A 22,656-nucleotide genomic window follows, 5' to 3' on the forward strand; every position below is an offset into this window, starting at 1 on the left:
GCGCCGTGGAAGCTTCACCTGCTGGCGCGCAAGGCTGCTGTGCCCGGGCATCGCGATGGCAGGGCGATCGGGGCAGATGGGGTGGATCGCTTGTCGCCGTGCGTCGGCGCATTGCGCGATAGCCAGGCGACGACGTCGGCCTGGCTGCCGTCTGCGCGCCAGTGCGATGTGCCGCGTTCTACCGTCATCCGGATTCAAGAATGGCCCGCCTGGGCCGATAACGAACGCGACCGCTTGCGCGTCGATCACGTGGCCTGTCGTGTGCGTTGGTCATCATGCCATTCGCATCACTCGGAAGATTGGCGTTTGGCCTGAAATTCCGCTGGACTCCATCGTCCTCCAACCGTGGGAGTGCTTGAAATGCCGCAGCAACCAGCAAGCCGCCACGTAAGCGCAGATGGCATCAGCTTGGCGTGCGCACGCTGCGGCCCGTCGTCGACGTGATGATGCGATGAGCATGTTCGTGGTCCGGTGGCGACAGGGGCTCGCCGCGTTTGCCTTGCTGCTGGGCAGTGGCATGGTGTCGGCGCAGCCGCAGCCGTGGAAGACGATCGAAGCGGCGACCATCGACGACCCCGTGGTCGCGTTGCAGATCGCACAAGGCGCACTGCAGCGCGCTAGCGGCGACCACGACGTGGATGCCGAGTTCTGGGCCTTGCTGGCGCAGGCGCGCGTGCTTATTTCACTGGAAGACAGCGAACGCCGCCAGGTGGCGCTGACGCAGGCGCGCGGAAGGCTCGACCAGTTGCACGGCAACGCCTCGCAGGCGCAGCTGTGGCTGGACATCGTGCAGGCGCTCAGCGATGTGCGCGAAAACCCCAATCGCGTCATGGTGGCGCGGTTGGAAGCGCTGCGCCAACGGGCCAGCGCGCTGGGCCCCAACGATCTGCTGTGCGAAGTCGAGGCAATCGACATGTGGAGCATGCTCGCCTCCGGCAGCAGCGATGAGTCGTGGAACGCGGCGCAGGCCAGCTATCAATGTGCGGCGCGCGAAAAACTCCTGGGGCTGGAGCTGGACGCGTTGACGCAACTGGGGTCATTGGCCAGCCGCGTCGGCGGTCGCGCCGCCGAAGACAACGAAACCGAAGACTACCTGCAGCGTGCGCTCGCACGCCTGCACGACCAGCCGGCGCGCTTTCAGCGCAGTCTGATCGAATACGAGTTCGGCACTGCCTTGGCCACACGGCAACCCGAAGCGGCGCTGCTGCATTTCAGGCGCGCGTTGGCGCTCAGTCGCGAACTGCGCGACCAGGCCGGCGTGGCTGCAGCGCTGACCAGCGCCAGCGAGGCCCTGATCGAAACCGGCGATGCCGCTTCTGCATTGACGATGGCCCGCGAAGCCCTGCCGTTGATGCAGCAACAAGGCAATATCGGGCGCGTCGCGGCGTGCCACGCCGTGTTGCTGCGGGCCTTGATCGCGTTGAAGGCTGAGGGTCTGGACGCGGAAATCGTGGCTGCCAAGGCCGCAGACGACCCCAACCTGACCTTGCACCGGCGCGCGCAACTGGTGGACGCGATCGCCCAGGCGCTGGCGTCGCAAGGTCGCCATGCAGAGGCCTACCAGGAACTGCAACGCGCCAACGCGCTGCGCGCGCATAGCCTGGACCGCCAGCGCGATACGGTGATGTTGCGGTTGCAGGCGCGCTACGAAGATGCCCGCCGCGGCGCCGAAACGGCCGAGCTGCGCCGCCGTAGCGAGACCGCGCAGCTGGCACTGCAGGCGCGCGAAGCCGGCCAGCGGGCGCTGTGGATCGCGTTGTGCGCAGCCTGCCTGTTGTTGCTCGGTGCATTGGTGGTGCTGGCCTTCGGCGCACGGCACCGCCGCCAGCTATCGCGGCTGGCGATGCGCGATGAACTCACCGGCCTGCCCAACCGGCGCGCCATTCGCACCGAGGCGCAGCAGCAGATCGAGCAGGCCTTGCGCTCGCACACGCCGGGCATGCTGGCATTGATCGATCTGGATCACTTCAAGCAGATCAACGACGTGTATGGGCATGCCACCGGCGATACGGTGCTCAAGGCGCTGGCCAGCGCATCGCGGCTGGCCCTGCGCGGGCAGGATCGCCTGGGCCGCCTGGGCGGCGAAGAATTTCTGCTGGTGTTGCCGGGCTGTGGCGAAGAGGAGATTCCCACGGTGTTTACGCGCCTGCGTAGTGCGGTGGCAGCGATCGACATCGCCGGCCTGCCGGCCGAGGAACCGGTACGCTTTTGCATGGGCGCGGTACGCATCGTCGCCGACACCGGGCTGGATGCGTTGCTGAGCCAGGCCGATCTTGCGCTATACGCCGCCAAGACCGCTGGGCGCGATCAGTGGGCGGTGTGCTGATCCTGGTGTACGCACCTGCGCTGCGACATCGAGGCGATGCTGCGGCACAAGCTGCCGGCCGATGGCGACCGCTGGTTGCCGTGAACCGATCGAACGACCCAGACCGCATGCGCACCGATAGCCGTCTTTCCCGCATGTTGCACGTGTTGCTCCACATGGCCAGAAGCCCGCAGCTGAACGGGGGCGTGTCAACTTCGCTGCCATGTCGATAGGAATGCAGGCTTGAAAACACCGCGTCCATCCCCGCTGCCGGCCTCTGAACGCAAGGCCGCACGCCTGACCGACTGGCTGGTGCGCGGCGTCGCTGTCGTCGCGGTGATCGCATGTTGCGGACGTCTGTGGCTATTGCGTGAGGCAATCCTCGCAGGGCGCTATGTCAACGTCATTCGTGGCCGGCCGGCACGGGTCTTTCTGGTCGACAGCGACCCGCATCGCTTCTGGATTGCTGTCGGCTGGGATGCGCTGCTGAGCTGCGTACCGTTGGCGATCGTCGGCGGCTTCGCATATGCGAGTTGGAATGCGCGCCGTCAGCTGCGGTGATGGTGCGACCGGTCGCGATCGCACGTTTTCGCACTGCATGACCCGGCGTGTGCGTTGCCGACGATCATGCGACGCCTCTGCCATCCGACACGCAGCGTTTGAGGCGCGGTGCCAGGCAGTCGCATGCAGCGTGCAAACGCTGGTACGCGGCGCAGTAGATCTGCTGAGCAAAACAGCGCTGACCAAAACCAGGCCGGATTCGCATCGGCCCCGCGGCGTTCGTAACGTTCAGTGCGCTTTTCGCGTGCGTGCAGGTCGCCGCGCACCGTGCCTGGGCCAGGTGTCGTAGCGATAGACGAACTGCTTCTGGTCGGCCCCCGCGGTCGGGTCGCAATGCCAGGAACCGGCGACGGCGCCGGGTTCCAGCACGCCGCCGATGTCGCGTACCGCTTGCGCTTGGAAGGCGCAGATGGGCCCATAGACGGCCACATCCCAGTCTGGTCGCGACGTTGGATGCGCGTGCTGTACCAGCACAACGTCGCTGCCATGGAAGCGATGGACCTGTGCGGCATGCCGAGGATCGATGCTGAAACAGCAAGGGGCACCGATGCTCAGCACCATGACGTCGCCGTCGCGCAACACCGCGCACTTGCCCTGGTATTCGCCCGGGTGGATCACACGCCCGCCCACTGTTGCGGTGGTCACCGGATAGCGCGTGGTCACTTCCGACATCGGCTGCGATGGTGAGCGTGCCGATGCCGATGCCGATGCCTATGCCGATGACTATGCCTATGCCGATTGCGCGCGCGTCGGCGCCGCAGTGACCAGCAATAGCGAGACCAGCAGGGCAATGATCACATGGGCGCGCATGTAACGTCCGTGTCGAGGGCGCGGCAGTATCGCAGATCCCTCCAGCGGCACGCCGCAACCGCCGCGGCGACCGTCATGCTGGCCTCGCGTACGCTTCGAATGGCCATGCAGTGCGCATGCGGGCCGTGAACCCAGGCTGCCTTGCATCTGACGCTCGGTGATCGCGCGGGTCGTATCGCCAGCGTCCATCGCGTGGAGACACCGCTCAGCGCCGTGCAGGCAAGCTCGCCAGTACGCCATCCAGGGCCAGTTGCGTGGTGAAGCCGGCCTTGGCCAGACGCTTGCTCACTTCGTTGGGCACATCGCGCCCACTGGTGAGCCTGTTGGGCGCGCCGGTGTAATGAAACAGCCGCCCGCCTCGGCGCAACACGCGTGCCAGCTGATCGTAGAAGACCTGCGAATACAGCTCGCCAGCAATGCCGAAGCGTGGTGGGTCATGCAGGATGGCATCGACCGAATCGTCGGCCAGCGTGGCGATGTGCTGTGCGATATCGGCATGGGTCAGCTGCAGGCGGCCGCCGGCAGCGGCGCTCTCCGGATCCGGCGACCACGGGTTGAGCGTGCGCAGCCACAGCACATCGGCATTCTTTTCGAACGAGAGCAGCTGCGCGGCCCCGGCTTCCAGGCAGCAGGCGGCGAAATAGCCCAGGCCGCCGCAGGTGTCCAGCACGATCTTGCCGCGCGGATCCACCAACGCCACCTTGCGCCGCGCATCCTCGAACGGCGACAGCTGCGCGGACGGCAGCATCTTGATGCCATCGATCTCGAACGTGGGCGCGCCCCATTCGGTGGGCACCAGCTTGATCAACGCGCCGCTGTAGCGCGAGATCGGCACGAAATCTTCATCCCAGAAGTAGAGCGTGCGCTCCTTGAGCTTGCCGGGATATGGATAACCCTGGCCGCGCCACTGCCAGGTCTGCACACCGAGCTGGGCGGTGTCGGTACTGCGGCCCAGGTCGAGCGAGCCGGTCCAGTGAGCCAGACCACTGCCGCGCGCGGCAAGCAGGGCTTGGGCATCGGCGAGAAGGAGTAGGGGGCCGGAGTAGTGGGGCACGGCTGACGGCTCTGTGTGCGGCGTGCGGAACATGCTGCACCGCTGCAAGGAAGGGAGCGGCATCGTAACCGACCTGTTGCGGCCAGGCATCCGCTGCGAGGCCATCAACACCTGCGCTCGCCACCGAGGTCGACGGCCTGCGCCGTTTCGCTGACACACGCCGCACCGCATACTGCAGGCAATCCGTATCGACACCTGGTCCGATCGGCGTCAACCGTGGAGTGTGGGCAATGCTGAAGGGTGTGTTGTTGGGGTTCGCCTGCTATGCGGCCTATTCGATCAGCGATGCGTTCGTGAAGCTGCTCGAAGGTACGCTGCCAGTCTATGAAGTGCTGTTTCTCGGCGCCCTGCTGATGTTGCTGGCGGTGCCGTTCCTGAAAAAACCTGACGACCAGCTACGCGAGCTGGTGATGGCCAAGCAGCCGGCACTGTGGCTGCTGCGTGCGCTCACCGGCGCCATCGGCAATCTCACCTCGGTGATCGCCTTCACCACCTTGCCGATGGCCGAAGCGTTCGCGCTGATCTTTTTGATGCCGATCTTCGTCACCGTGCTGTCGGTGATTTTCCTCAAGGAAGAAGTGCATTGGCGGCGCTGGTCGGCGGTGATCGTCGGCTTCATCGGCGTGTTGATCGTGCTGCGCCCTGGATTTCGCCATCTCACCCACGGGCATGTGGCGGCAATCGTGTGCGGCCTGGTCGGCGCCATCTCGGTGATCGCCTTGCGCATGGCCGGCCATAGCGAGAAGCGATTGACCTTGTACGGCGCTGGCGTGATCGGCCCGTTGGTGATGGGCGGGATCATGATGTTGCCGAGCTTCGTCTGGCCCACGCTGTCCCAATGGGGCTTGTTGGCCGGCTACGGCTTGCTCGCCGGGCTGGCCGCCATCTGCATGATGTACGCCACGCGCATGGCCCCGGTCAGCGTGGTCGCGCCAACCCAATACAGCCAGATGCTATGGGCCATCGCCTTCGGCTACCTGCTGTTTCATGATCATCTGGACTGGCCGATGGCCGTGGGCATCGCGCTGATCCTGGGCGCCGGTTTGTTCACCCTGGTGCGCGAGGAACAGGTGTCGCGTTGGTGGCGGCGAACCAAGATTGTTTGAGTGCCGGGAATTGGGAGTGGGGAATGGCAAAAGCAGAAGTGCGCTAAACGCGATCGGAGTAGCGCTTTTGCCGTTCCCGATTCCCGATTCACTCAGTGCGCGGCTGCCGCCAGCCTTCGACGATGCGCCGATATTCGCCGCTGGCCTTGGTCAGGTGCAGCCACTGATCCACATAGGCTTTCCAGGCGTGGTCGTCGCGCGGGAGCAGGAAGGCTTTCTCGCTGTATTGCAGCGGTTGCTCCGGTGCGATGGCGCACAGGCCTGGTAGCCTTGCCTGCTGATACAGCGCTTCGGAGGCGTCGGTAATCATGACGTCTGCGCGATGCGCCAGCAGCTCCTGAAAGATGGTGGTGTTGTCGGCGAACAGCCGCAATGCTGCCTGCGGTAACTGGCGGTGCGCGAAGGCTTCGTTGGTGCCGCCCGGTGGTTCGATGAGGCGCACCTCCGGCCGGTTGAGCTGTTCGAGAGTGCGGTAGCGCGCCTGGTCGACGCAGCGCACCAGTGGGATCTTGCCGTCCACATCCAGTACCGCGCTAAAGCTGGCCTGGCGTTGCCGCTGCAAGGTGACGGAGATCCCGCCGACCGCGATATCGCAGCGGTCGGCAAGCAGGTCGGGCAGCAGGTGCGGCCAGCTGGTGCGCACCAGGCGCACGCGTGCGTCCAGGCTGGCGGCCAGCGACTGCACCAGGTCGATGTCGCTGCCTTCGAACTGCCCGTCGTCACGCAGCAACGAATAAGGACGGTAGTCGCCGGTGGTGCACACGCGTAGCACGCCCGATTGCAACACCGCATCCAGGCGCGATGCCGGTGTGGCCGCGTGCGTCGTGCCGCAGCTCAACAACAATGCAAGGCAGATGCGATAGCGCATGGCATGGTCTCGGCGAGGTCTTGGCATGATAGCGGTGGCTGCGGCGGTCTGCGCTGCGAGGCGTCAAACGCGCGCCAGCTCAGGCTTGCTTACCGCTAGAAAGTGGCCTTCCGCTGGTGTGCATGCGCAACTGTGCAAGCGGGCGTCGTGCGCTAGGCGGTGTTGAGCGACCGCAGTCGCGATGGCTATCTCCACTGCGCCACGTCAACAGCACGTCACGGAAGCGTATCGCAGGCTCACGGTGCAGTAGCGCGATGCAGTCTAGCGTTGACGCTCCCGTGTGAATTCCATCGGAGTTGCTCATGCATCTGAATCCACGCACGGCGCCCGCCATGGCCAGCGCCAACGCAGCTGTTCTGGCACATGGCACGCCCGATCCCGATACCGACGAGCAAGACACGCCGCTTCAAGAACAACCGCCGCAACGCGGTGGCCTGAATGATGAAGTGGGCGATCTGGGGCAGGAGGATGACGGAGCGCTGCCAGGGCGGGTAGGCGGCGGGCTCGCTGGTGGTTGAGTACTGACCATGCAACGACAAGGGGGCGAGGCGTTGCCCGTCGTCACGGCAACGGGCGCGTCCCACGTCGGCCCGCGCTTCAAGGCCGGCGCGTCCATGGCGCGCCTGCCGTGGTCCTTTACGCTTAGCGGAGGCGGCCTGAGCGACGCGCTTTGGCCATGATTGCTCGCCTGGAGGAGTACTTTCGTGCCTGAAGCTGCTCTGCAGCGAGCCTGAAGCCACTTGTCCAGGCGTTCGAGAGGTAGCTGGCTACATGCCACCACCGACGCACCATGATGGGGCGACCTACCTACCATGCGCCGGCGCATGCATGGCCTCGCGGCTACCGCAGCGCAAACCCCTGGTATGCGCTGGCGCGATCTCGTATTTTTGACGGCTTGTTCACTTGCCGGTGCCGTGCCCATGTCTGACCCGTCCGCGCCCGATCATCTGCAACGCAGCCTGTCCAATCGCCACCTGCAGTTGATCGCCATTGGCGGGGCGATCGGTACCGGCCTGTTCATGGGCTCTGGCAAGACGATCAGTCTGGCCGGGCCGTCGATCCTGTTCGTCTATCTCATCATTGGCGCGATGCTGTTCTTCGTCATGCGCGCAATGGGCGAACTGCTGCTCTCCAACCTGGAATACAAGTCGTTCATCGATTTTTCCACCGACCTGCTCGGGCCGTGGGCCGGGTTCTTCTGTGGGTGGACGTACTGGTTTTGCTGGATCATCACCGCCATTGCCGATGTCATCGCGATTGCGGCCTATGCGCAATTCTGGTTTCCAGGGTTGGCGCCGTGGATTCCCGCGATCTTGTGCGTGTTGTTGCTGCTGGGCCTGAATCTGGTCACGGTGAAATTGTTCGGCGAGATGGAATTCTGGTTCGCGCTGATCAAGATCATCGCCATTGCCGCGTTGATCGTCACTGGCGCCGGGCTGGTGGTGTGGGGCTTTCGCTCGCCGTCGGGCAACGTGGCCTCGCTGTCGAATCTGTGGAACGACGGCGGCATGTTCCCCATGGGTATCGGCGGGTTCTTTGCCGGCTTCCAGATTGCGGTGTTCGCCTTCGTCGGTATCGAGTTGGTGGGTACCACGGCTGCAGAAACGGCCGATCCGCGCCGCAACCTGCCCAAGGCGATCAACTCGATTCCGGTGCGCATCTTGATTTTCTACGTGCTTGCGCTGATCGCCATCATGGCGGTGACGCCGTGGCGGCAGGTGGTGGCCGACAAGAGCCCGTTCGTGGAGTTGTTCGTGCTGGCCGGCGTGCCGGCGGCAGCCAGCCTGATCAACTTCGTGGTGCTGACCTCGGCCACCTCGTCGGCCAATAGCGGCATCTTTTCCACCAGCCGCATGCTCTACGGCCTGGCCGAAGAACAGCATGCGCCCAAGGGCTTCGCCAAGCTGTCGCGTGCGGCGATACCGGCGCGCGGCCTGCTGTTTTCCTGCCTGTGCCTGCTGCTGGGCGCAATGCTGGTGTATCTGATTCCCAACCTGGTCACCGCGTTTACGCTGGTCACCACGCTGTCGGCGGTGCTTTTCATGTTCGTGTGGTCGCTGATCCTGTGCGCCTACATCGCCTACCGCCGCAAGCGCCCGGAGCAACACGCCGCCTCGGCGTTCAAGATGCCCGGCGGCGTGCTGATGTGCTACGTGTGCCTGGCATTCTTCGCCTTCGTCATCGTGCTGCTGACCCTGCAGGACGACACGCGTCAGGCATTGCTGGCAAGCCCGGTGTGGTTCCTGCTCCTGGCCATTGGCTATGCAGTCAAACGCCGCGGGAACCGGCAGCGCTGAGCGATCCGTGCGGAACTCATTGCGTGCGCAGCGTGCGGCAGTGACGCACGCTGCGGGCGGTCATGTCGATGCGCGTGGACGGCGGATCATTCGCCGTTCGGGTCAGAATGCGCGACTTCGCCTTCCTCTGCCGGGATCGGCGGCGCTACGGTCGCGCCGGCGGGCAGACGCTGCAACGGGATCTGTTTCTTTGCTTTCCATTGCGGCGTGACCGGTAGACCGTATTGCTGAAAGAGCTTGGCGACGTTTTCGAGATGCTGTGGTGTGCGATCGGCATATTCGCTGAACCGCCCCGAATCGTTGTCGATGCAGAGCTCGCCGCCCGTGTTGTAGTACAGGGTGCCGCTGAGGCGCGCTTCGGGTATCAGGCGATTTTCCTGCCAGGGGGTCTTGTTCCATGGTTGGCCGCCCACGAGGGTGACATGGCCTTGCGCGTATGGCTGTTTCTTCTTTCGCGCGTCCTTGCTTGTCATCGGCTCGTCCAGGACCACGCCAGGATGCCCTTCGCCGATGACCAGGCTGCCATTACTGGCGATGTTCCATTTGTACTCCACTTTCTTGTCGCGCAGATCGTCCAGGCGCAGCCGCCGAGCGAGTGGCGCAACGGACGGAGCGCCGGTTTCAGTCTGTTCGTGGAACGTCGGGGTGCTCCTGATGCGATCGATGGCGTCCTCGCTCAGCCCGAGATCTTTGGATAGCTTGGCCGGATCGAGACGACGCGGCATCTCCAGTGCCGGAGCGGTCGAGACGAACAGGCGTGTTGGATTGATCTTGACGTGCGCATGGCCGCCGGCAGGCGTTTCTATTTCCTGAGTCTGAATCGGCGTCCGGTGGCTACCGTCTTTCAGTTGCTTTCCGCGCGCGGGCTGGGTGCTGCCAAACAGCGCATCGAGATGGCTGCCGTCTGCGACGAACGCCGGCGATCGCTCCTTGGCTGATGCGCTTCGGCGCATGCGAGGGAGCCCGTGGAGCTGGGAGTGCACGCCGATTTGGATGTCGTCGCAAACCGATGGAGCATGTCGCGGATCAACAGGATCGATATGCTCGTGTCGCTGGCGAGACGCCGAGCCGGAGATTCTCATGCGCGAACTCCTGGAATGCGTGAGCGGAAAATGTAAGGCAGCCAGAACGTGCATGCCGCTCACAGCAGAATCGATGTGCGATTTGGCGAAAGCGTTCGCTGCCTTGCAGAAACCGCACGGCGATCGCATGCGTGAGCAGGCACGGCCATCGCGGCTATCGCGGCTATCGCCGATGGGCATGCGCCGGCGTTGACGCCATGGTGGACGCGGAGGATGCTTGGGCTCTTTCATCCCACAGCCGATGCATGATCACGATCCACCCGATTGCCCGAACCCAGCACTGTTGGGTCGACTTGTGCCAGCCGAGTCCGCAAGAGCTGGCGCAAGCCGCTGAGAAAGTGGGGTTCGCCTTGCCCGATCGTGCGGCGATTGGCGAGATCGAATTCAGCAGCCGGGTACGCCGCCAGGGCGATGTGCTGTTTCTCAACGTGCCGCGTTTTCAGGACGATGACGGCCCCACCGCGCCGCTGGGGTTCGCGCTGTCGCCCAGCATGCTGGTGACCTTGCGCGAGCAGCGCATCGGCTCGTTGGAGGACTTTCCCGCGCGGCTGGAACACGCGCCCTGCCACAGCTCGGACGACCTGTTGCTGCGCATGTTCGATCAACTGGTCGGGCGGTTGGCAGACCGGCTTGAGGCACTCGAAGCGGCAGTCACCGAGACCACGCGGCAGGTGTTCGATAGCCCACACAAGACCAAGGATCTGGAGCGCATGTTGCACCAGGTCGGCGACATGGGCCGCCAGCTCGGCGGGCTGCATAGCGCCGGGCAGGGCATGCTGCGTCTGGTGACGTATCTGGATGGCACCGCGCCGGACTGGTTCGGCGCCGATGCGGCCAAACGCATCGCCTCGCTGCACAAGGACCTGACCACCCTGAGCGAATTCCATCAGCACATGGACGACCGCATCGAGTTCCTGCTCGACAGCGTGCTGGGCATGATCAACATCGACCAGAACAACGTGATGAAGGTGATGGCAGTGGCATCGGTGGTCGGCATCCCACCCACCGTGCTGGTCGGCATCTGGGGCATGAACTTCGCCTACATGCCCGAACTCAAGGGGCACGACAACTATTTCTGGGCGCTGGGCATCATCGCGTTGAGCGTGGTGGTGCCGCTGGCGTGGTTTCGCAAGCGTGGATGGGTGTGACGCATCACAGCCGAAAACCGTAGGAGCGCCCCCGGGCGCGATGTGGCGTTACCGGGAAGGCGCTCGCGCCCGGGTGCGCTACTACAACGTGTCGGTAGCGCAATCATCAGTTGCGCGCGGTTTCGAGACTAGGCAACGCCGCGCTGAGGCAGTTCGGTAGCCGTGCAGCTCGCGGCAGAATGCGGGAAACCCGTAGCAGCGCCCCCGGGCGCGATGTGGCGTTACCGGGAAGGCCCTCGCGCCCAGGGGCGCTCCTACAGGGTTGGCCGGAAAACTGCCCGGCTGCGTGGCGTGCAACCGGGCGATGCGCATTGTTGACTGCTGCCGGCGGCCCGGATCAGCCCTTGGCCTGGAAGCTGGCTTCTTCATAGGGCTGCACCACGACCCAGCCTTCGCCGCTGAAACGCATCTGCAGGCTTTCGCCCGAGCCGCGGCCGAACAGCGTGCCGATCGAGACGTCGGTGACCAGTTCCGGTGTCAGCGTGCCGGACCAGGCGACGGTAGCGTTGGGGTCGGTGAACACCGGGCCGCTGGTGGCGGTGACCGGCAAGGTCAGCGGCTCGTAGTGCGAGGTGATCGCCACGATGCCGTGGCCGCTCAGGCGCACGTTGAACAGCCCGCCCGAGAGCATGCCGGCCACTTTGCGCATCATGGTGATCTTGTGTTCGACGCCCGATTCGAACGCCAGCACATCGTTGCCATTGACGAAGATCGACTCGCCATTCAAGCGCAGCAGCGTCACCAGTTTGCCGAGGTCGGCCAGATACACGCGGCCCTGGCCTTCGGCCTTCATCAACTGCATGCCTTCGCCGCTGACGGCTTTTTTCAGCAGATTGCCCAGGCCCTGTTCCAGCAGTCCCTCGCGGGTGAACTTGACGTTTCCGGTGCGCGCCACCATGGCGCCGGCCTTGGACCACACCATGCCGTTGAGGCGCACTTCCAGCAGATGCGGGTTTTCCAGTTCGAACGGATCGGGGCTGACGTCCTTTTCCCTGGAATGGGCGAGAAATTCGTTGAGCGTGCGTACGGCCATGGGTCCGTCCTGGAGTGAAAGAGTGCGCATGATACGCGGCCGTCTGCGGTGCAGTCGCAGGCCGGCACCGGGAGCCCATGTGCTGCGCATCAGCGCATGCGATGCCAGCGCCAAGGTGGCGATCACCGACCGCGCCCTACGTTTTCGGGTGAACCAGGCGCCGGTCGAATCGCTGCGCTCCAGACGGCTGCACACCATCGGAGGGCCTCGCCGGTGCGCCCAATCGGCATGGCGCGTTCTTATGCAACAGTTTGCGCGTGCGATGCCCCCATCGCACGGCCGCGCTATGTGTTGCCAGCAAATGCAGAGCGCGTCGTGTTGCCGCAACGGCTGTGCTGCGCATCGAAGATGTGCACCGCCCGACATCCAACGCCGATGATCCGACCCTGCTGCCGCCACGCACTGCGCAGCAGCGGCACCGTCCTCAGCGCGCGGCCGCCTCGGGCTTGCGCACCCGCTTGGCGGGTGCGGCTTTGGTGTCCTTGCCCGGATACAGGTTCAGCAGCATCAAGGTGACGCCGTTGGTCCAGCCGAAGCCGTCCTGCAGCGCGTACTCGCCACCGCCGCCGCCGGCCGCATCGGTTTCCAGGCCGTACTTTTCGACCAGCTTGTGCTCGCGTGCGAACAGCGCCTGCACTTGAGCCAGAAAACGTTCGCCAATGGTGCGTGCCAGCGCGTCTTCGCCGTAGCGCCGCAGGCCATCCACAGCCACCCATTGCAGCGGCGCCCAGCCGTTGGGCTCATCCCACTGCTGACCGGTCTTCACTGCGGTGGTGGCCAGTCCGCCCGGACGCAGTAGCGTTTTACGCACGGTGCTGGCGGTGCGCTTGGCGTGATCGTCCGAGGCCAGGCCGGCAAACAGCGGGTATAGCGCAGCGGCGGTGACCTGGTTGCTCAGCGTACGCGTCTGCCAGTCGTAGTCGGCGTAGTAGCCGGCGGTATTCCACAGATGCGCGTCGATGGCCTGCTTGCGCTGCTGTGCAAGTGCGGCGTAATCGCGGGTGCACTCCGCGCCAGGTTGCGCGCAGGCCAGCGCCAGCGTGCGCTCCAGGTGGTAGAGCAGGCTGTTGAGGTCGATCGGGAGGATGGCAGTGGTACGGATGGTGCGCAGGTTCTGGCCGTCGGCCAGCCAGCGGCTGGTGTAGTCCCAGCCACTTTCGGCGCCGGCACGCAGGTCGCGGTAGACCTCGGCGGCCGGGCGGTCGGTCACTTCTGCGGCGGTGCGGGTGTCGTGCAGCCAGGCTTCCGGGCGCGGGGTGTCGCGCTCGTCCCAATAGCGGTTGAGCACGCTGCCATCGGCCAGACGCACCACGTGGCGCGCGGCCTGGCCGGGCTGCAGGTCATCGCTGCCCTGCATCCAGTAGGCATATTCCTTTTGCAGCTGCGGCAGGTAGCGCTGATATACCGCCTCGCCTTCCACGCCGGCCTGCAGCTCCACCATGTAGGAGAAGAACGGCGGCTGCGAGCGGCTGAGGTAGTAGGTGCGGTTGCCGTTGGGAATATGCCCGTAGGTGTCGATCAGGTAGGCAAAGTTGTCCAGCATCTGGCGGCTGAGCGTGGTTTCGCCGCTCTTCACCAGGCCCAGCATGGTGAAGTAGGAATCCCAGTAATACACCTCGCGGAAGCGTCCGCCCGGCACCACATACGGATGCGGCAGCGCCAGCAGGCTGCTGTGCGGCGGCACGTGGTTCTGGCTGCGCACCAGCTTGGGCCACAGCAGGTCGATGTGCTCGCGCAGCGCGGTGTCCTGGCGGATCGCATCGGTCTGCACCGGCGGCGATTCTTCGAAATTGGCGTCCACGAACTTGCGCAGATCGAAGCCGGGGTGATCGTGCTGGGCCAGATAGTCGGCGTTGATCAGCGCCGGGTCGCGCAGCGGCAGGAAGTCGACAAAGTGCTTCTGGTCATCGAACAACTCACCGCGCTGCACGGCCTGAAACAGTTCCGGGTAGGCCAGGTCGGGCGTGGGCGGCGTGGGCGCCGGCGCATTGACGACCGGAGCGTCCAGCGGCGCGGCGGTCAGCGTGCCCGGCGCAACAAACATGCTCAGCGACAGGCCAAGCAGCGACGTGCAGCACGGGGGCGCGGCAGAACTCATGACATCTCCAGAACGGGCAGTGGCGTAGGGCATGGTAAACGACCGGTGTGGCGGGCGGGACCGAGCGAGCTGCCGGCACGCCGACGGGCTTCGCACGGGGACGACTGGATTCAGCAAGCTGATCGGCGGGGTGCCGCAACCTGCGTCGATCAGGCATATCGGCGCGCCGGCCATGCAGCTTGAATGGTGGCGCGCCGATATGCCTGCAGCCTGGCTGCTGCAAGATGCGCGCCACTGGCGTGCCGGGAGGCCGCCGCGTGCCCGCGCTTGCGCTAGCGTTCGTTCCTCAGCAAGCGCTGCAATTCCAGCGCATTGGAGGTTGCGCACCCGGCTGCGGTGTTGTCGAAGATCACCCAGCGTTCGGCCGGAGGCTGCGTGCTGCCTGGGTGGCTGGCGCGCACCGTGGCGGCCAGCGCCTGCAGTGCGGTGTGCGCGTAGCTGCTGTAGTAGCGACGCGGGGCGCCATGCCAGCGCCAATACAGCGGTGCAGCAGCCGGGCTCGGCAGTGAGGCCGCGGGCACCGGCGCCGGGTCGGCGGCGCAGCGTGCAATCCGATGGCGCGCCAGCAGCGCCTGCGCAGGTGCGGCAAACCAGCTGGCGTGGCGCGGTTCGCAGACCACGCCGCCGTCCCAGCGCCGGCGCAGCATCGCGAAAAACCGCGCGGCCACCGCGGCATCGAAGGCCGCGCTGGGCGGCAGTTGCAGCAGCAGGCAGCCCAGTCGTGTTCCCAGCGCGCCGGCCTGCGCCAGGAAGGCATCCAGCAGCGGCCCGGTGCCGTGCAGGCGTGCGTCGTGGCTGATGCTGCGTGGCAGCTTGACCGAAAAACGAAAGTCCTCCGGCACGCTGTCGGCCCATCGCGCGTAGGTGCTGGCGCGGTGCGGACGATAGAACGAGGAGTTGATTTCCACCGCGTCCAAACGCGTGGCGTAGCGCTGCAATACGCTGGCGCCCTCGTCGAACTGTGCGCGGTCTGCGGCGGGAATCGACCAGCCTGCGCAACCACAACGCACACGTGCAATGGCACCGGATGGACGAGCTGGCATGGCGGGTAAGCTGGGGGCGGCAGCACTCTATGCATGCATGTGCGTCAGGATGCCGTGTGCATCGCGATCACGGGCGAATCACGCAGCGCTTCGATACTGGGCGCATGCCAGAAGGTCCCTCACTTGTCATCCTGCGCGAAGACACCCAAGCGTTCGTCGGTCGCAAGATCGTGCGTGTGTCCGGCAACAGCAAGCAGGACATCGCCCGTCTGGACCAGCAAAAAGTGCTGGCACTGCGCAGCTGGGGCAAACACTTTTTGATCGAATTTGCGCACTTCAGCGTGCGCATCCATTTCCTGCTGTTCGGCAGCTACCGCATCAACGAAGACAAACCCAACGCGGTGCCGCGCTTGTGCCTGGAATTTTCCAAAGGCCAGCGGCTGAATTTCTATGCGTGCTCGGTACAGTTCATCGAGCGTCCGCTGGACGAGATCTACGACTGGACGGCGGACGTGATGAACCCACTGTGGGACGCCGCGCAGGCGCGCCGCAAATTACGCGCCGCTCCGGCACTGCTGGCGGCCGATGCACTGCTCGACCAGACCATCTTTGCCGGCGTGGGCAACATCATCAAGAACGAGGTGCTGCATCGTATCCGCGTGCATCCGGAAAGTACCGTGGGCGCGCTACCGGCGCGCAAGCTGGGCGAACTGGTCACCCAGGCACGCGACTACAGTTTCGACTTCTACACCTGGAAAAAGGCCTTCGTGCTGAAGAAGCATTATCAGGTGCACACCAAGACCCGTTGCCCGCGCGACGGCGCACCGCTGCAATACCGCAAGCACTTGGGCAAGGCCGGGCGTCGCGCGTTTTTCTGCGAGGTATGCCAGCGCTTGTACCGCGCCGACGAGGCCTGAGGTACGCCGCGCCGCGGCCCGGAAAGCGGCGATCGGATCGGGGAATGCATGCTGATGGATTGCGATCGCTCAGCAGCAGTCCGTGCGGGCCGAGACCTGCGTGCGCCTGTCGTTAGGCTTGCCAGTAATGGGACGGCGATGCGTCTTCGCCGGAGCGCAGGCGTACCGGTGCAGCAGCGTTGGGGAATATGCACGGCGGGGTTGGGCGTTGCGCGAGGTGCGACGTTTTCGCGGTGCTGGCGGTTGGCCTGCGCATCGCATGGCCAGTGATTCGCTTTTCATGTTCGCGGATGCTCTTGTCGAATGCGCTCACCGGCACGCCCTCTGTTCGGCCCGCGGCGGACTGCCACTCGCCTGCGCCAGCCTGCGGCGCAATGTGAATGGCGGCTGGCCCTTCCCAGCCAAACAACGAATTACAAACGCGCGCCGGCGCTGTGCCCGCTAGATTTGCGCGTCGCACATCACGGTTCGCTGTGTGCGGCATCGGCACTCTCATCTCATCGGTCTCCCGCATTGTGATTACCCGCAGGAAGGAAGCGCTTGTTCCGCATGTCGCCGCTGTCGCATGCACGGGCGCCATCCTGTTCTTTCTTGCCTGCCTGTTGCTGTACATGCCGCCGCCGCGCCAAACCCTGCAACACGACGACACGTTGCAGGTGTATTTCGTGCCGCGACCGCAAGAGACGCCGCCGACACCACAGCAACCGCCGCAGGAGCCCGAGCGCAAACCGCGCGTTGCCTCGGCCGCGCGTGCGGCGCCGCCAGCCACGCGCACGCCGCCACCGCCGCGGCAGCTGGCAGCCGCCACTGCGCCTGCCAGCGATTCCATGTCGGCCCAGCTGTATACCCGCGACGGGCGCCTGCGCATGGCGCAGGTGGACCCCATGGCGCAGACCGGCAGTGCGGTGCCGCCGGGGATGACCGACGAACGCGCGCAGGCCAAGGCGCGCAAGATCATGGAGCGGGTCAACCCGGTGCAATACCAGGAAACCCGCTTCGCCAAGGATTGGAAGAGCGATGGCACCTTGGGCGATGTGGCGGTGCAGGAAATGAATCGCGGCATGAAGAAGTTCAACGACATGCTCAACGGGCCGCAGACCCAGGTTGCCAAGGCGCGTCCGCCGCCGGAGGTGCGCTTCAATCCCGCGCTTGCCGGCAATCAGGCCGAGATGGGCAGCGAGGCGACGGGCGATGCCTATAAGTCCGCGCCGATTGCGCATGAAACGCTGCCCGACCTCAAGGGTGAAGCCAGCCGTCGCATCCGCGAGGCATTGGCGGCGCTGGAACAGCGCAGTGCGCGTTGCGATGCCTCCAGGCGCACGTCGCTGTTGTCGCCGGTGCGCACGCACCTGTCGGATCTGGAACGCGCCGAGCACGCCTTGAACAACGGCGCCGACCCGGTGGTGGCCGCACAGATGTTGCCGCGTCAGGCCGACAGCGCATACGACCTGGCCCGTCGCGCGCTGTGGTACGCCGATCGCCAGTTGAAGCAGTGCGCGCTGGGGTGAAAGGCGCGTTTGTGGTGCTGTGTAGACGCAGCTGGGAATGCGGCAGTGTCATCGCGAGATTCAGCAATTCAGTGCCGCCGCACCTTCACCCCAACCCCCGTTCTGCGCCCCTGCCCGCGCTTGCAGCGCGGGCGCTCCAAGGCACGCACGCCAGTGGCGTGCAGGCGGTGCCTTTACGCCGCGCCGGGAGAGGAGAGGGGGCTTAAGAGCGGCTAACAAAACGTAGCGAGCAGCTGTCAGGTGGGCGCGGACGGCGCGCTCAGAACCGGAGTGTACGCGTGGTACATGCCGATTCCGAGCACGGCCGCGCCCGCCTGGCGGCTGCGCAGTCGTTTTGTTAGCTGCTCTAAATCGCTTCCGCTTTGCCTTGCAGTTCAAGCCAAGCGGCGAGGGTGAATCCACCGCGGAACAATTCAGCGCTGGCGCTTCGCTTCAAAGCCCCTCTCCTAGCGGGAGAGGGGTTGGGCTGAGGGTACGTCTGCGACGCAGTAGATCGGTTCGCAGGCCTCAGGCCAGGCGCTGCCGGTAACGATCCTTCTCTGCGCTCAGCGCGACCTCGGCGCGTAGAAACACCTGGCCGATCGGCTCGTCCGGGCCAGTGGATTGCGCTTGGCCCAACAAGACGGTCAGGCCCAGGGCATGTTGTTGCTGGGCGATCTCGCGCAGGCTTTGCAAGGTGCGCTCGGCGTCGGGGCCGCGCAGCACGGCGATGAATTCCGCACTGTCGGTGACACGGTCGATGCTGTTGCCTGGCCCCTGCACCAAGGCCGCGAGCGCCTGGTCGAGCTGCTGCAAGTTGCGCCCGAGCAGGCGTTCGCTCTGGCGCTCGGCCAGTGCGGCCAATTCCTGCACTTCCAGAATCACCAGGTGATAACCCGTGTCTGCGACGGCCTGGCTGGCGACCGGGGCAACCGGCTGCAGGATGGCGTCGCGCTCGAGCTGCAGCTCGCGCTTGCGCTCGTCGAGCAGACGCATGGCCACCCGTGCAAGCGCCTGCAGGCCGGTGCGCTGCAACTCGGTGAGCGTGCGTGGCTCGGTGTCGAGCACGCAGACCGTACCCAATGCCACACCATCGGAGGTGACCAGCGGCATGCCGGCATAGAACCGCGCGCCGGTGTCGCCGGTGACCACCGAGATATCGGCAAACCGGCTGTCCTCGCGCAGGTCCGGCACTTCCATCAGCTGCTCGGGGCTGCGGATGGCGTGGTCGCACACCGCCTGGCTGCGGTCGGTCTGCTGCACGCCCAGACCCAGTTGCGCCTTGAACCATTGGCGGTCGCGGTCCACCAGCGACATCAGCGCGATCGGTGTGTCGCACAGAGAGGCGGCAACCTGCACGACGTCTTGATAGGTGTCCTCTGGCAGGCTGTCGACGATGCGATAGCCGTCCAGAACGTGTTGGCGAGAGGCTTCGTCAGCCACGGGCATGTCTTTCATCGAATAAGCCAGGCAAGCGCGAACGCGAAAGCCGCAAGGATACCGGCAGCGCCGGCAACGCGGCGTGGATGCCGCCATGCGGACAGCGGTCGAGACGCCAACGCTGCGTGATGGCAGCGACAGCGTGCGTCGTGGTTGTCTGCCGAGTGGGCATGCGCTGCCCTGGCGAAACACAGGTGAACGGTTGGGCACGCGCTGCCGAGTTCCGCCCGGCCATATGCAGCAAGCTTGCACCGCGCCGGCTGTGCCCGTCCGGCAGTCGTGGGCCGGGATGATTGCTGTCTCAACACGATGCGCACGACGGAACGCCCTGCTGTATCCCTATTGCTGTCGAGCACGCCTGCAGGCTGGCGACCATGGGGCAGCAGCGCATGTGTCTTGGTGCCATAGCGCCGCAGCCACATGGGGTGCAACACCGCAGTGGCGACGATCATCCGGGCAGCGACCGATGCGCCGAACAACCGCACGCCGCATCGATCATGACCCCTGTCGGCACCGGCCACGCTGCGTGCAGCAGCGCAGCCGGTGTGGCAGGTGCGATCAGCGCTTGACCGGCTTGCCGTCCACGTCCAGCACCTGCACCTCACCCAGCTTGAGCGCACGCACCGGGGCTTCGATCTTCTTCAGGTCGCCCACGATCACCCAGGTCATCGCGTTGGGCGCGATGATTTCCTTGATGGCCTTCTGCGCGGCCGGCTGGTCGATCGCTTCCAGGCGCGGCTTGAGCGTCTGCACGTAGTCGTCGGGGCGGTCGAACTGCACGATGCCTTCGATCGCACCGAGCACTGCACCGGTGGTTTCGAAGCTGCCTGGCAGGGCGCGGATGCGCTGGTTCTTGATCTTCTCGATTTCATCGGCGGTCAGCGGCTTGTCGCCGATGATGGCGGTGGCTTCCTTGAGGATCTCGTTGGCCGATTCGGCGGTCTTGTCGGTCTGCACCGGTGCCGAGAACAGATATGGCCGCTGGCCCTGCGCATCCATCATGCGGGTGCCGGCGCCATAGGCCCAGCGCTTGTTCTCGCGCAGGTTCATGTTCAGGCGCGAGGTGAAGGTGCCGCCGAAGGCGCCGTTGGCCACACCAATCGCCAGGTTATCCGGCGCCTTGGTGGAGGGAGCCAGCAAGCCAGCCAGGATCACCGATTGCGGCGCATCCGGGCGGTTGATCAGGTACACGCGCGGCTTGGGCTGCGCGGCGACGTTGGCCAGGTTTTTCTTCGGCAATGCCGTGGTCGGGGTCTTCCAGTCGCCGAAGGTGGCATCGAGCTGGGGGATGATCTGCGCCAGTGTGGTATCGCCGGCCACCAGGATGCGCAGGTTGTCCGGACGCAGCCATTGGCTGTGGAAATTCTGCAGATCCTGCGCGTTGAGGCTCTTGACCGCTGCCTCGGTCCCGCTACCGGTGAGCGGGATGCCGTACGGGTGCTGGTTGCCGAACAGCAGCGGCGGCAATGCACGCAGCGCCAGGCTGTTGGGCTGGGTCTTTTCCTGGGCAATGCCGGACAGCCACTGGCCGCGGACGCGTTCGATGTCGGCGGCCTTGAATGCCGGGTTGCGCACGATGTCGGAGAACAGCTGCAGCGAGGGCTGCAGCTGGTCGTTGAGCGCATCCAGCGAGGCGCTGCAGCTGTCCAGATCGCAGCCGACCGCCGTGATCGCGCCCAGGCGCTGGCGGCGCTGCGCCACGTCCACCGAATCCAGCGCAGTGGTGCTCTCGTTCATCAGCGCGGCACTGAAGCTGGCAGTGCCGAGCTTGCCGCCCTGGTCGGCGGCGTAGCCGGCGTCGAACAGCAACTCCACCTGGGTGACCGGGATGGTGTGGCGCTCGGCCAGGATCACCTCGATGCCGTTCTTCAACTTGCCGCGCTGCAGCTTCGGAAAACTCAGGTCCGGGAATCGATCGGTCTGCGGCACGCCCTTGCTGCGGTCCAGCGTGGAGGCGGTGACCTTGAACGTGCCCGCGGCCGGCAGCTTGGGCGCCGGCTTGCCGGGTTCTTCGCCACGTGCCACCACCGCCTTGTCTTCGGCGGCCGGGTCGAAGTCCTTGCCGGCCGGCAGCACGGTCAGCAGGTAATCGCCCCTGCCGAACCATGTGGCCGAGGCCTGCTTGACGCTGTCGGCGGTGGCGGCCTGGGCGCGCTGCAGATCTTTCTTGTAGGCGCCCGGGTCGCCCCGATAGACCTGGCCCTCTGCCAGGATCACCGCCTTGCCGGTGAAGCCGCCGACCTTTTCCAGCCCCCGCACGAAGCCGGCGCGGTAGGCCACCTGCGCGCGCTGCAGTTCGTCGGCGGTCGGGCCCTGGGCGATGAACTTCTTGAGTTCTTCGTCGATGATCGCCTCGACCTTGGCCGGGTCCACGCCATCTTTGACGTCGGCCTGGATCTGTACCTGGCTGGACAGCGCAAACGGCTGCACCGAGGCGGAGACGTCGTCCACCAGGTTGTCCTGATAGACCAGGCGCTGATACAGCCGCGAAGTCTTGCCACCGCCGAGCACGGTGGTGGCCAGATCCAGCTGGATGAGGTCGTCGGTGCCCAGCTGCGGAGCGGCCCAGGTGCGGTAGATGCGCGGCTGCGAGACGTGGTCGTGCTGTACGCCACGCTTTTGCGTGGCCAGCGGGGTCACCCACGGCTGCTGGCGCGCTACCGGTTTGCCGGACGGGATATCGCCGAAGTACTGCAAGGCCTTGGCGCGCGCCTGCGCCACGGTGATGTCGCCGGCCAGCACCAGGGTGGTGTTGGCGGCGCCGTAATTGTCGTTGAACCACTGTTTGACGTCGGCCAGCGAGGCCGCGTCCAGGTCCTCCATCGAGCCGATGGTGTCGTGCTGGTAGGGGTGGTTGGCCGGGAACAGGTTGGACAGGATGTTCTGGTCCACGCGGCCATACGGGCGGTTCTCGCCCTGGCGCTTTTCGTTCTGCACCACGCCGCGCTGGGTGTCGAGCTCTTGCTGGCCGATGGCGCCGAGCAGGTGGCCCATGCGGTCCGATTCCAGCCACAGCGCGGTATCCAGCGCAGTAGTGGGCACGGTCTCGAAATAATTGGTGCGGTCGAACCAGGTGGTGCCGTTCATGTCGGTGGTGCCGACCTTTTCCAGCGGCGCGAAGAAGCTCCCCTTGTTGTTCTCCGAGCCGGAGAACATCAGGTGCTCGAACAGGTGCGCAAAGCCGGTCTTGCCGGCCGGCTCGTCGCCCGAGCCGATGTGGTACCAGATGCTCACCGCCACCACCGGCGCCTTGTGGTCTTCGTGCACCACCACGGTCAGGCCGTTGGGCAGGGTGAGGCGGGTATAGGCGATATCGGGAATGGCGCTGCTGGCCGCGCTCTTGGACAGGCTGGCCGGGGCGGCAGCGACGGCGGGGGCAACGGAACCGGCAGCGACGCCAAGCACACCGGCGATCAGAAGGGGCAGCGGACGCAGCATGTGACACTCCAGAACAGGGTAATCGGCCG

At 65.4% G+C, this 22,656-nt stretch carries 18 protein-coding genes, 1 other RNA gene and 1 pseudogene; 10 read left to right on the top strand and 10 right to left on the bottom strand.

What is annotated here, in order from left to right; genetic code table 11:
• Positions 1-451 precede the first annotated feature (451 nt).
• From AMD14_RS03555 to AMD14_RS03560, 3 genes and pseudogenes are all read left to right on the top strand, one after another.
• On the top strand, positions 452-2,326 hold the full coding sequence (locus AMD14_RS03555; RefSeq protein ID WP_015462832.1) for a GGDEF domain-containing protein: 1,875 nt from the start codon (positions 452-454) through the stop codon (positions 2,324-2,326).
• A 61-nt stretch (positions 2,327-2,387) separates the two neighbouring features.
• A pseudogene (locus AMD14_RS25195) lies at positions 2,388-2,499 on the top strand (transcriptional regulator); the annotation flags it as partial.
• A 172-nt stretch (positions 2,500-2,671) separates the two neighbouring features.
• Complete coding sequence (locus tag AMD14_RS03560; protein ID WP_026007173.1) at positions 2,672-2,866, top strand: hypothetical protein; 195 nt, start codon at positions 2,672-2,674, stop codon at positions 2,864-2,866.
• Positions 2,867-3,094: 228 nt separating this feature from the next.
• On the opposite strand, the gene AMD14_RS03565 is transcribed toward AMD14_RS03560, so the two are convergent.
• Positions 3,095-3,538: a hypothetical protein gene (locus AMD14_RS03565; protein WP_003490001.1), complete on the bottom strand. Its 444-nt coding sequence runs from the start codon at positions 3,536-3,538 to the stop codon at positions 3,095-3,097.
• Between AMD14_RS03565 and AMD14_RS25530 the strand changes: the two genes are divergently transcribed.
• Positions 3,522-3,680, top strand: coding sequence for a hypothetical protein (locus AMD14_RS25530; RefSeq protein WP_162829060.1), 159 nt, complete (start codon positions 3,522-3,524; stop codon positions 3,678-3,680). The two genes, AMD14_RS03565 and AMD14_RS25530, sit on opposite strands and share 17 nt — an antisense overlap.
• A gap of 201 nt (positions 3,681-3,881) precedes the next feature.
• Here the strand turns inward: AMD14_RS25530 and AMD14_RS03575 are convergent, their stop codons facing one another.
• Positions 3,882-4,763, bottom strand: coding sequence for a class I SAM-dependent methyltransferase (locus AMD14_RS03575; RefSeq protein ID WP_011050415.1), 882 nt, complete (start codon positions 4,761-4,763; stop codon positions 3,882-3,884).
• Positions 4,764-4,960: 197 nt separating this feature from the next.
• Here AMD14_RS03575 and AMD14_RS03580 point away from each other — a divergent pair, with 197 nt between their 5' ends.
• Positions 4,961-5,836 carry a DMT family transporter gene (locus tag AMD14_RS03580; protein WP_003490004.1) on the top strand — a complete coding sequence of 292 codons (876 nt, stop codon included), beginning with the start codon at positions 4,961-4,963 and terminating at the stop codon, positions 5,834-5,836.
• Between the two features lie 88 nt (positions 5,837-5,924).
• Here AMD14_RS03580 and AMD14_RS03585 read toward each other — a convergent pair whose 3' ends face one another.
• Positions 5,925-6,704, bottom strand: coding sequence for a transporter substrate-binding domain-containing protein (locus tag AMD14_RS03585; protein ID WP_011050417.1), 780 nt, complete (start codon positions 6,702-6,704; stop codon positions 5,925-5,927).
• 302 nt (positions 6,705-7,006) lie between these two features.
• Here AMD14_RS03585 and AMD14_RS03590 point away from each other — a divergent pair, with 302 nt between their 5' ends.
• Entirely contained in the window at positions 7,007-7,222 is a 216-nt protein-coding gene (locus AMD14_RS03590; RefSeq protein WP_003490008.1) for a hypothetical protein, read from the top strand.
• A gap of 402 nt (positions 7,223-7,624) precedes the next feature.
• A complete protein-coding gene (cycA, locus tag AMD14_RS03595; protein ID WP_011050419.1) occupies positions 7,625-9,001 on the top strand; it encodes a D-serine/D-alanine/glycine transporter in 1,377 nt (458 codons plus the stop codon).
• A gap of 86 nt (positions 9,002-9,087) precedes the next feature.
• On the opposite strand, the gene xopV is transcribed toward cycA, so the two are convergent.
• Positions 9,088-10,083, bottom strand: coding sequence for a XopV/AopV family type III secretion system effector (gene xopV / locus AMD14_RS03600; protein WP_040107728.1), 996 nt, complete (start codon positions 10,081-10,083; stop codon positions 9,088-9,090).
• Positions 10,084-10,328: 245 nt separating this feature from the next.
• Between xopV and AMD14_RS03605 the strand changes: the two genes are divergently transcribed.
• Positions 10,329-11,231, top strand: coding sequence for a magnesium transporter CorA family protein (locus AMD14_RS03605; protein ID WP_005915485.1), 903 nt, complete (start codon positions 10,329-10,331; stop codon positions 11,229-11,231).
• 337 nt (positions 11,232-11,568) lie between these two features.
• Here the strand turns inward: AMD14_RS03605 and AMD14_RS03610 are convergent, their stop codons facing one another.
• The 3 genes from AMD14_RS03610 to AMD14_RS03620 all read right to left on the bottom strand — a co-directional run bounded on the left by AMD14_RS03610 (position 11,569) and on the right by AMD14_RS03620 (position 15,405).
• A complete protein-coding gene (locus AMD14_RS03610; RefSeq protein ID WP_015472615.1) occupies positions 11,569-12,264 on the bottom strand; it encodes an AIM24 family protein in 696 nt (231 codons plus the stop codon).
• 424 nt (positions 12,265-12,688) lie between these two features.
• The gene (gene treA / locus AMD14_RS03615) at positions 12,689-14,362 is read right to left on the bottom strand and encodes an alpha,alpha-trehalase TreA (protein ID WP_011050423.1); all 1,674 of its coding nucleotides are present in this window, start codon (positions 14,360-14,362) and stop codon (positions 12,689-12,691) included.
• Between the two features lie 272 nt (positions 14,363-14,634).
• Entirely contained in the window at positions 14,635-15,405 is a 771-nt protein-coding gene (locus AMD14_RS03620) for a DUF72 domain-containing protein (RefSeq protein ID WP_011050424.1), read from the bottom strand.
• Between the two features lie 104 nt (positions 15,406-15,509).
• Here AMD14_RS03620 and AMD14_RS03625 point away from each other — a divergent pair, with 104 nt between their 5' ends.
• Positions 15,510-16,262, top strand: coding sequence for a DNA-formamidopyrimidine glycosylase family protein (locus AMD14_RS03625; protein WP_011050425.1), 753 nt, complete (start codon positions 15,510-15,512; stop codon positions 16,260-16,262).
• A 602-nt stretch (positions 16,263-16,864) separates the two neighbouring features.
• Positions 16,865-17,770, top strand: coding sequence for a hypothetical protein (locus AMD14_RS03635; RefSeq protein WP_171843854.1), 906 nt, complete (start codon positions 16,865-16,867; stop codon positions 17,768-17,770).
• A 210-nt stretch (positions 17,771-17,980) separates the two neighbouring features.
• Here the strand turns inward: AMD14_RS03635 and AMD14_RS22745 are convergent.
• The 3 genes from AMD14_RS22745 to AMD14_RS03645 all read right to left on the bottom strand — a co-directional run bounded on the left by AMD14_RS22745 (position 17,981) and on the right by AMD14_RS03645 (position 22,627).
• Positions 17,981-18,057: non-coding RNA, sX9 sRNA (locus AMD14_RS22745), on the bottom strand.
• Positions 18,058-18,277: 220 nt separating this feature from the next.
• The gene (locus AMD14_RS03640; protein ID WP_003489747.1) at positions 18,278-19,207 is read right to left on the bottom strand and encodes a GAF domain-containing protein; all 930 of its coding nucleotides are present in this window, start codon (positions 19,205-19,207) and stop codon (positions 18,278-18,280) included.
• A gap of 540 nt (positions 19,208-19,747) precedes the next feature.
• A complete protein-coding gene (locus AMD14_RS03645; protein ID WP_011050428.1) occupies positions 19,748-22,627 on the bottom strand; it encodes a M16 family metallopeptidase in 2,880 nt (959 codons plus the stop codon).
• Positions 22,628-22,656 lie beyond the last annotated feature (29 nt).

It is taken from the genome of Xanthomonas citri pv. citri, assembly GCF_000961215.1.
Classification (GTDB): domain Bacteria; phylum Pseudomonadota; class Gammaproteobacteria; order Xanthomonadales; family Xanthomonadaceae; genus Xanthomonas; species Xanthomonas cissicola.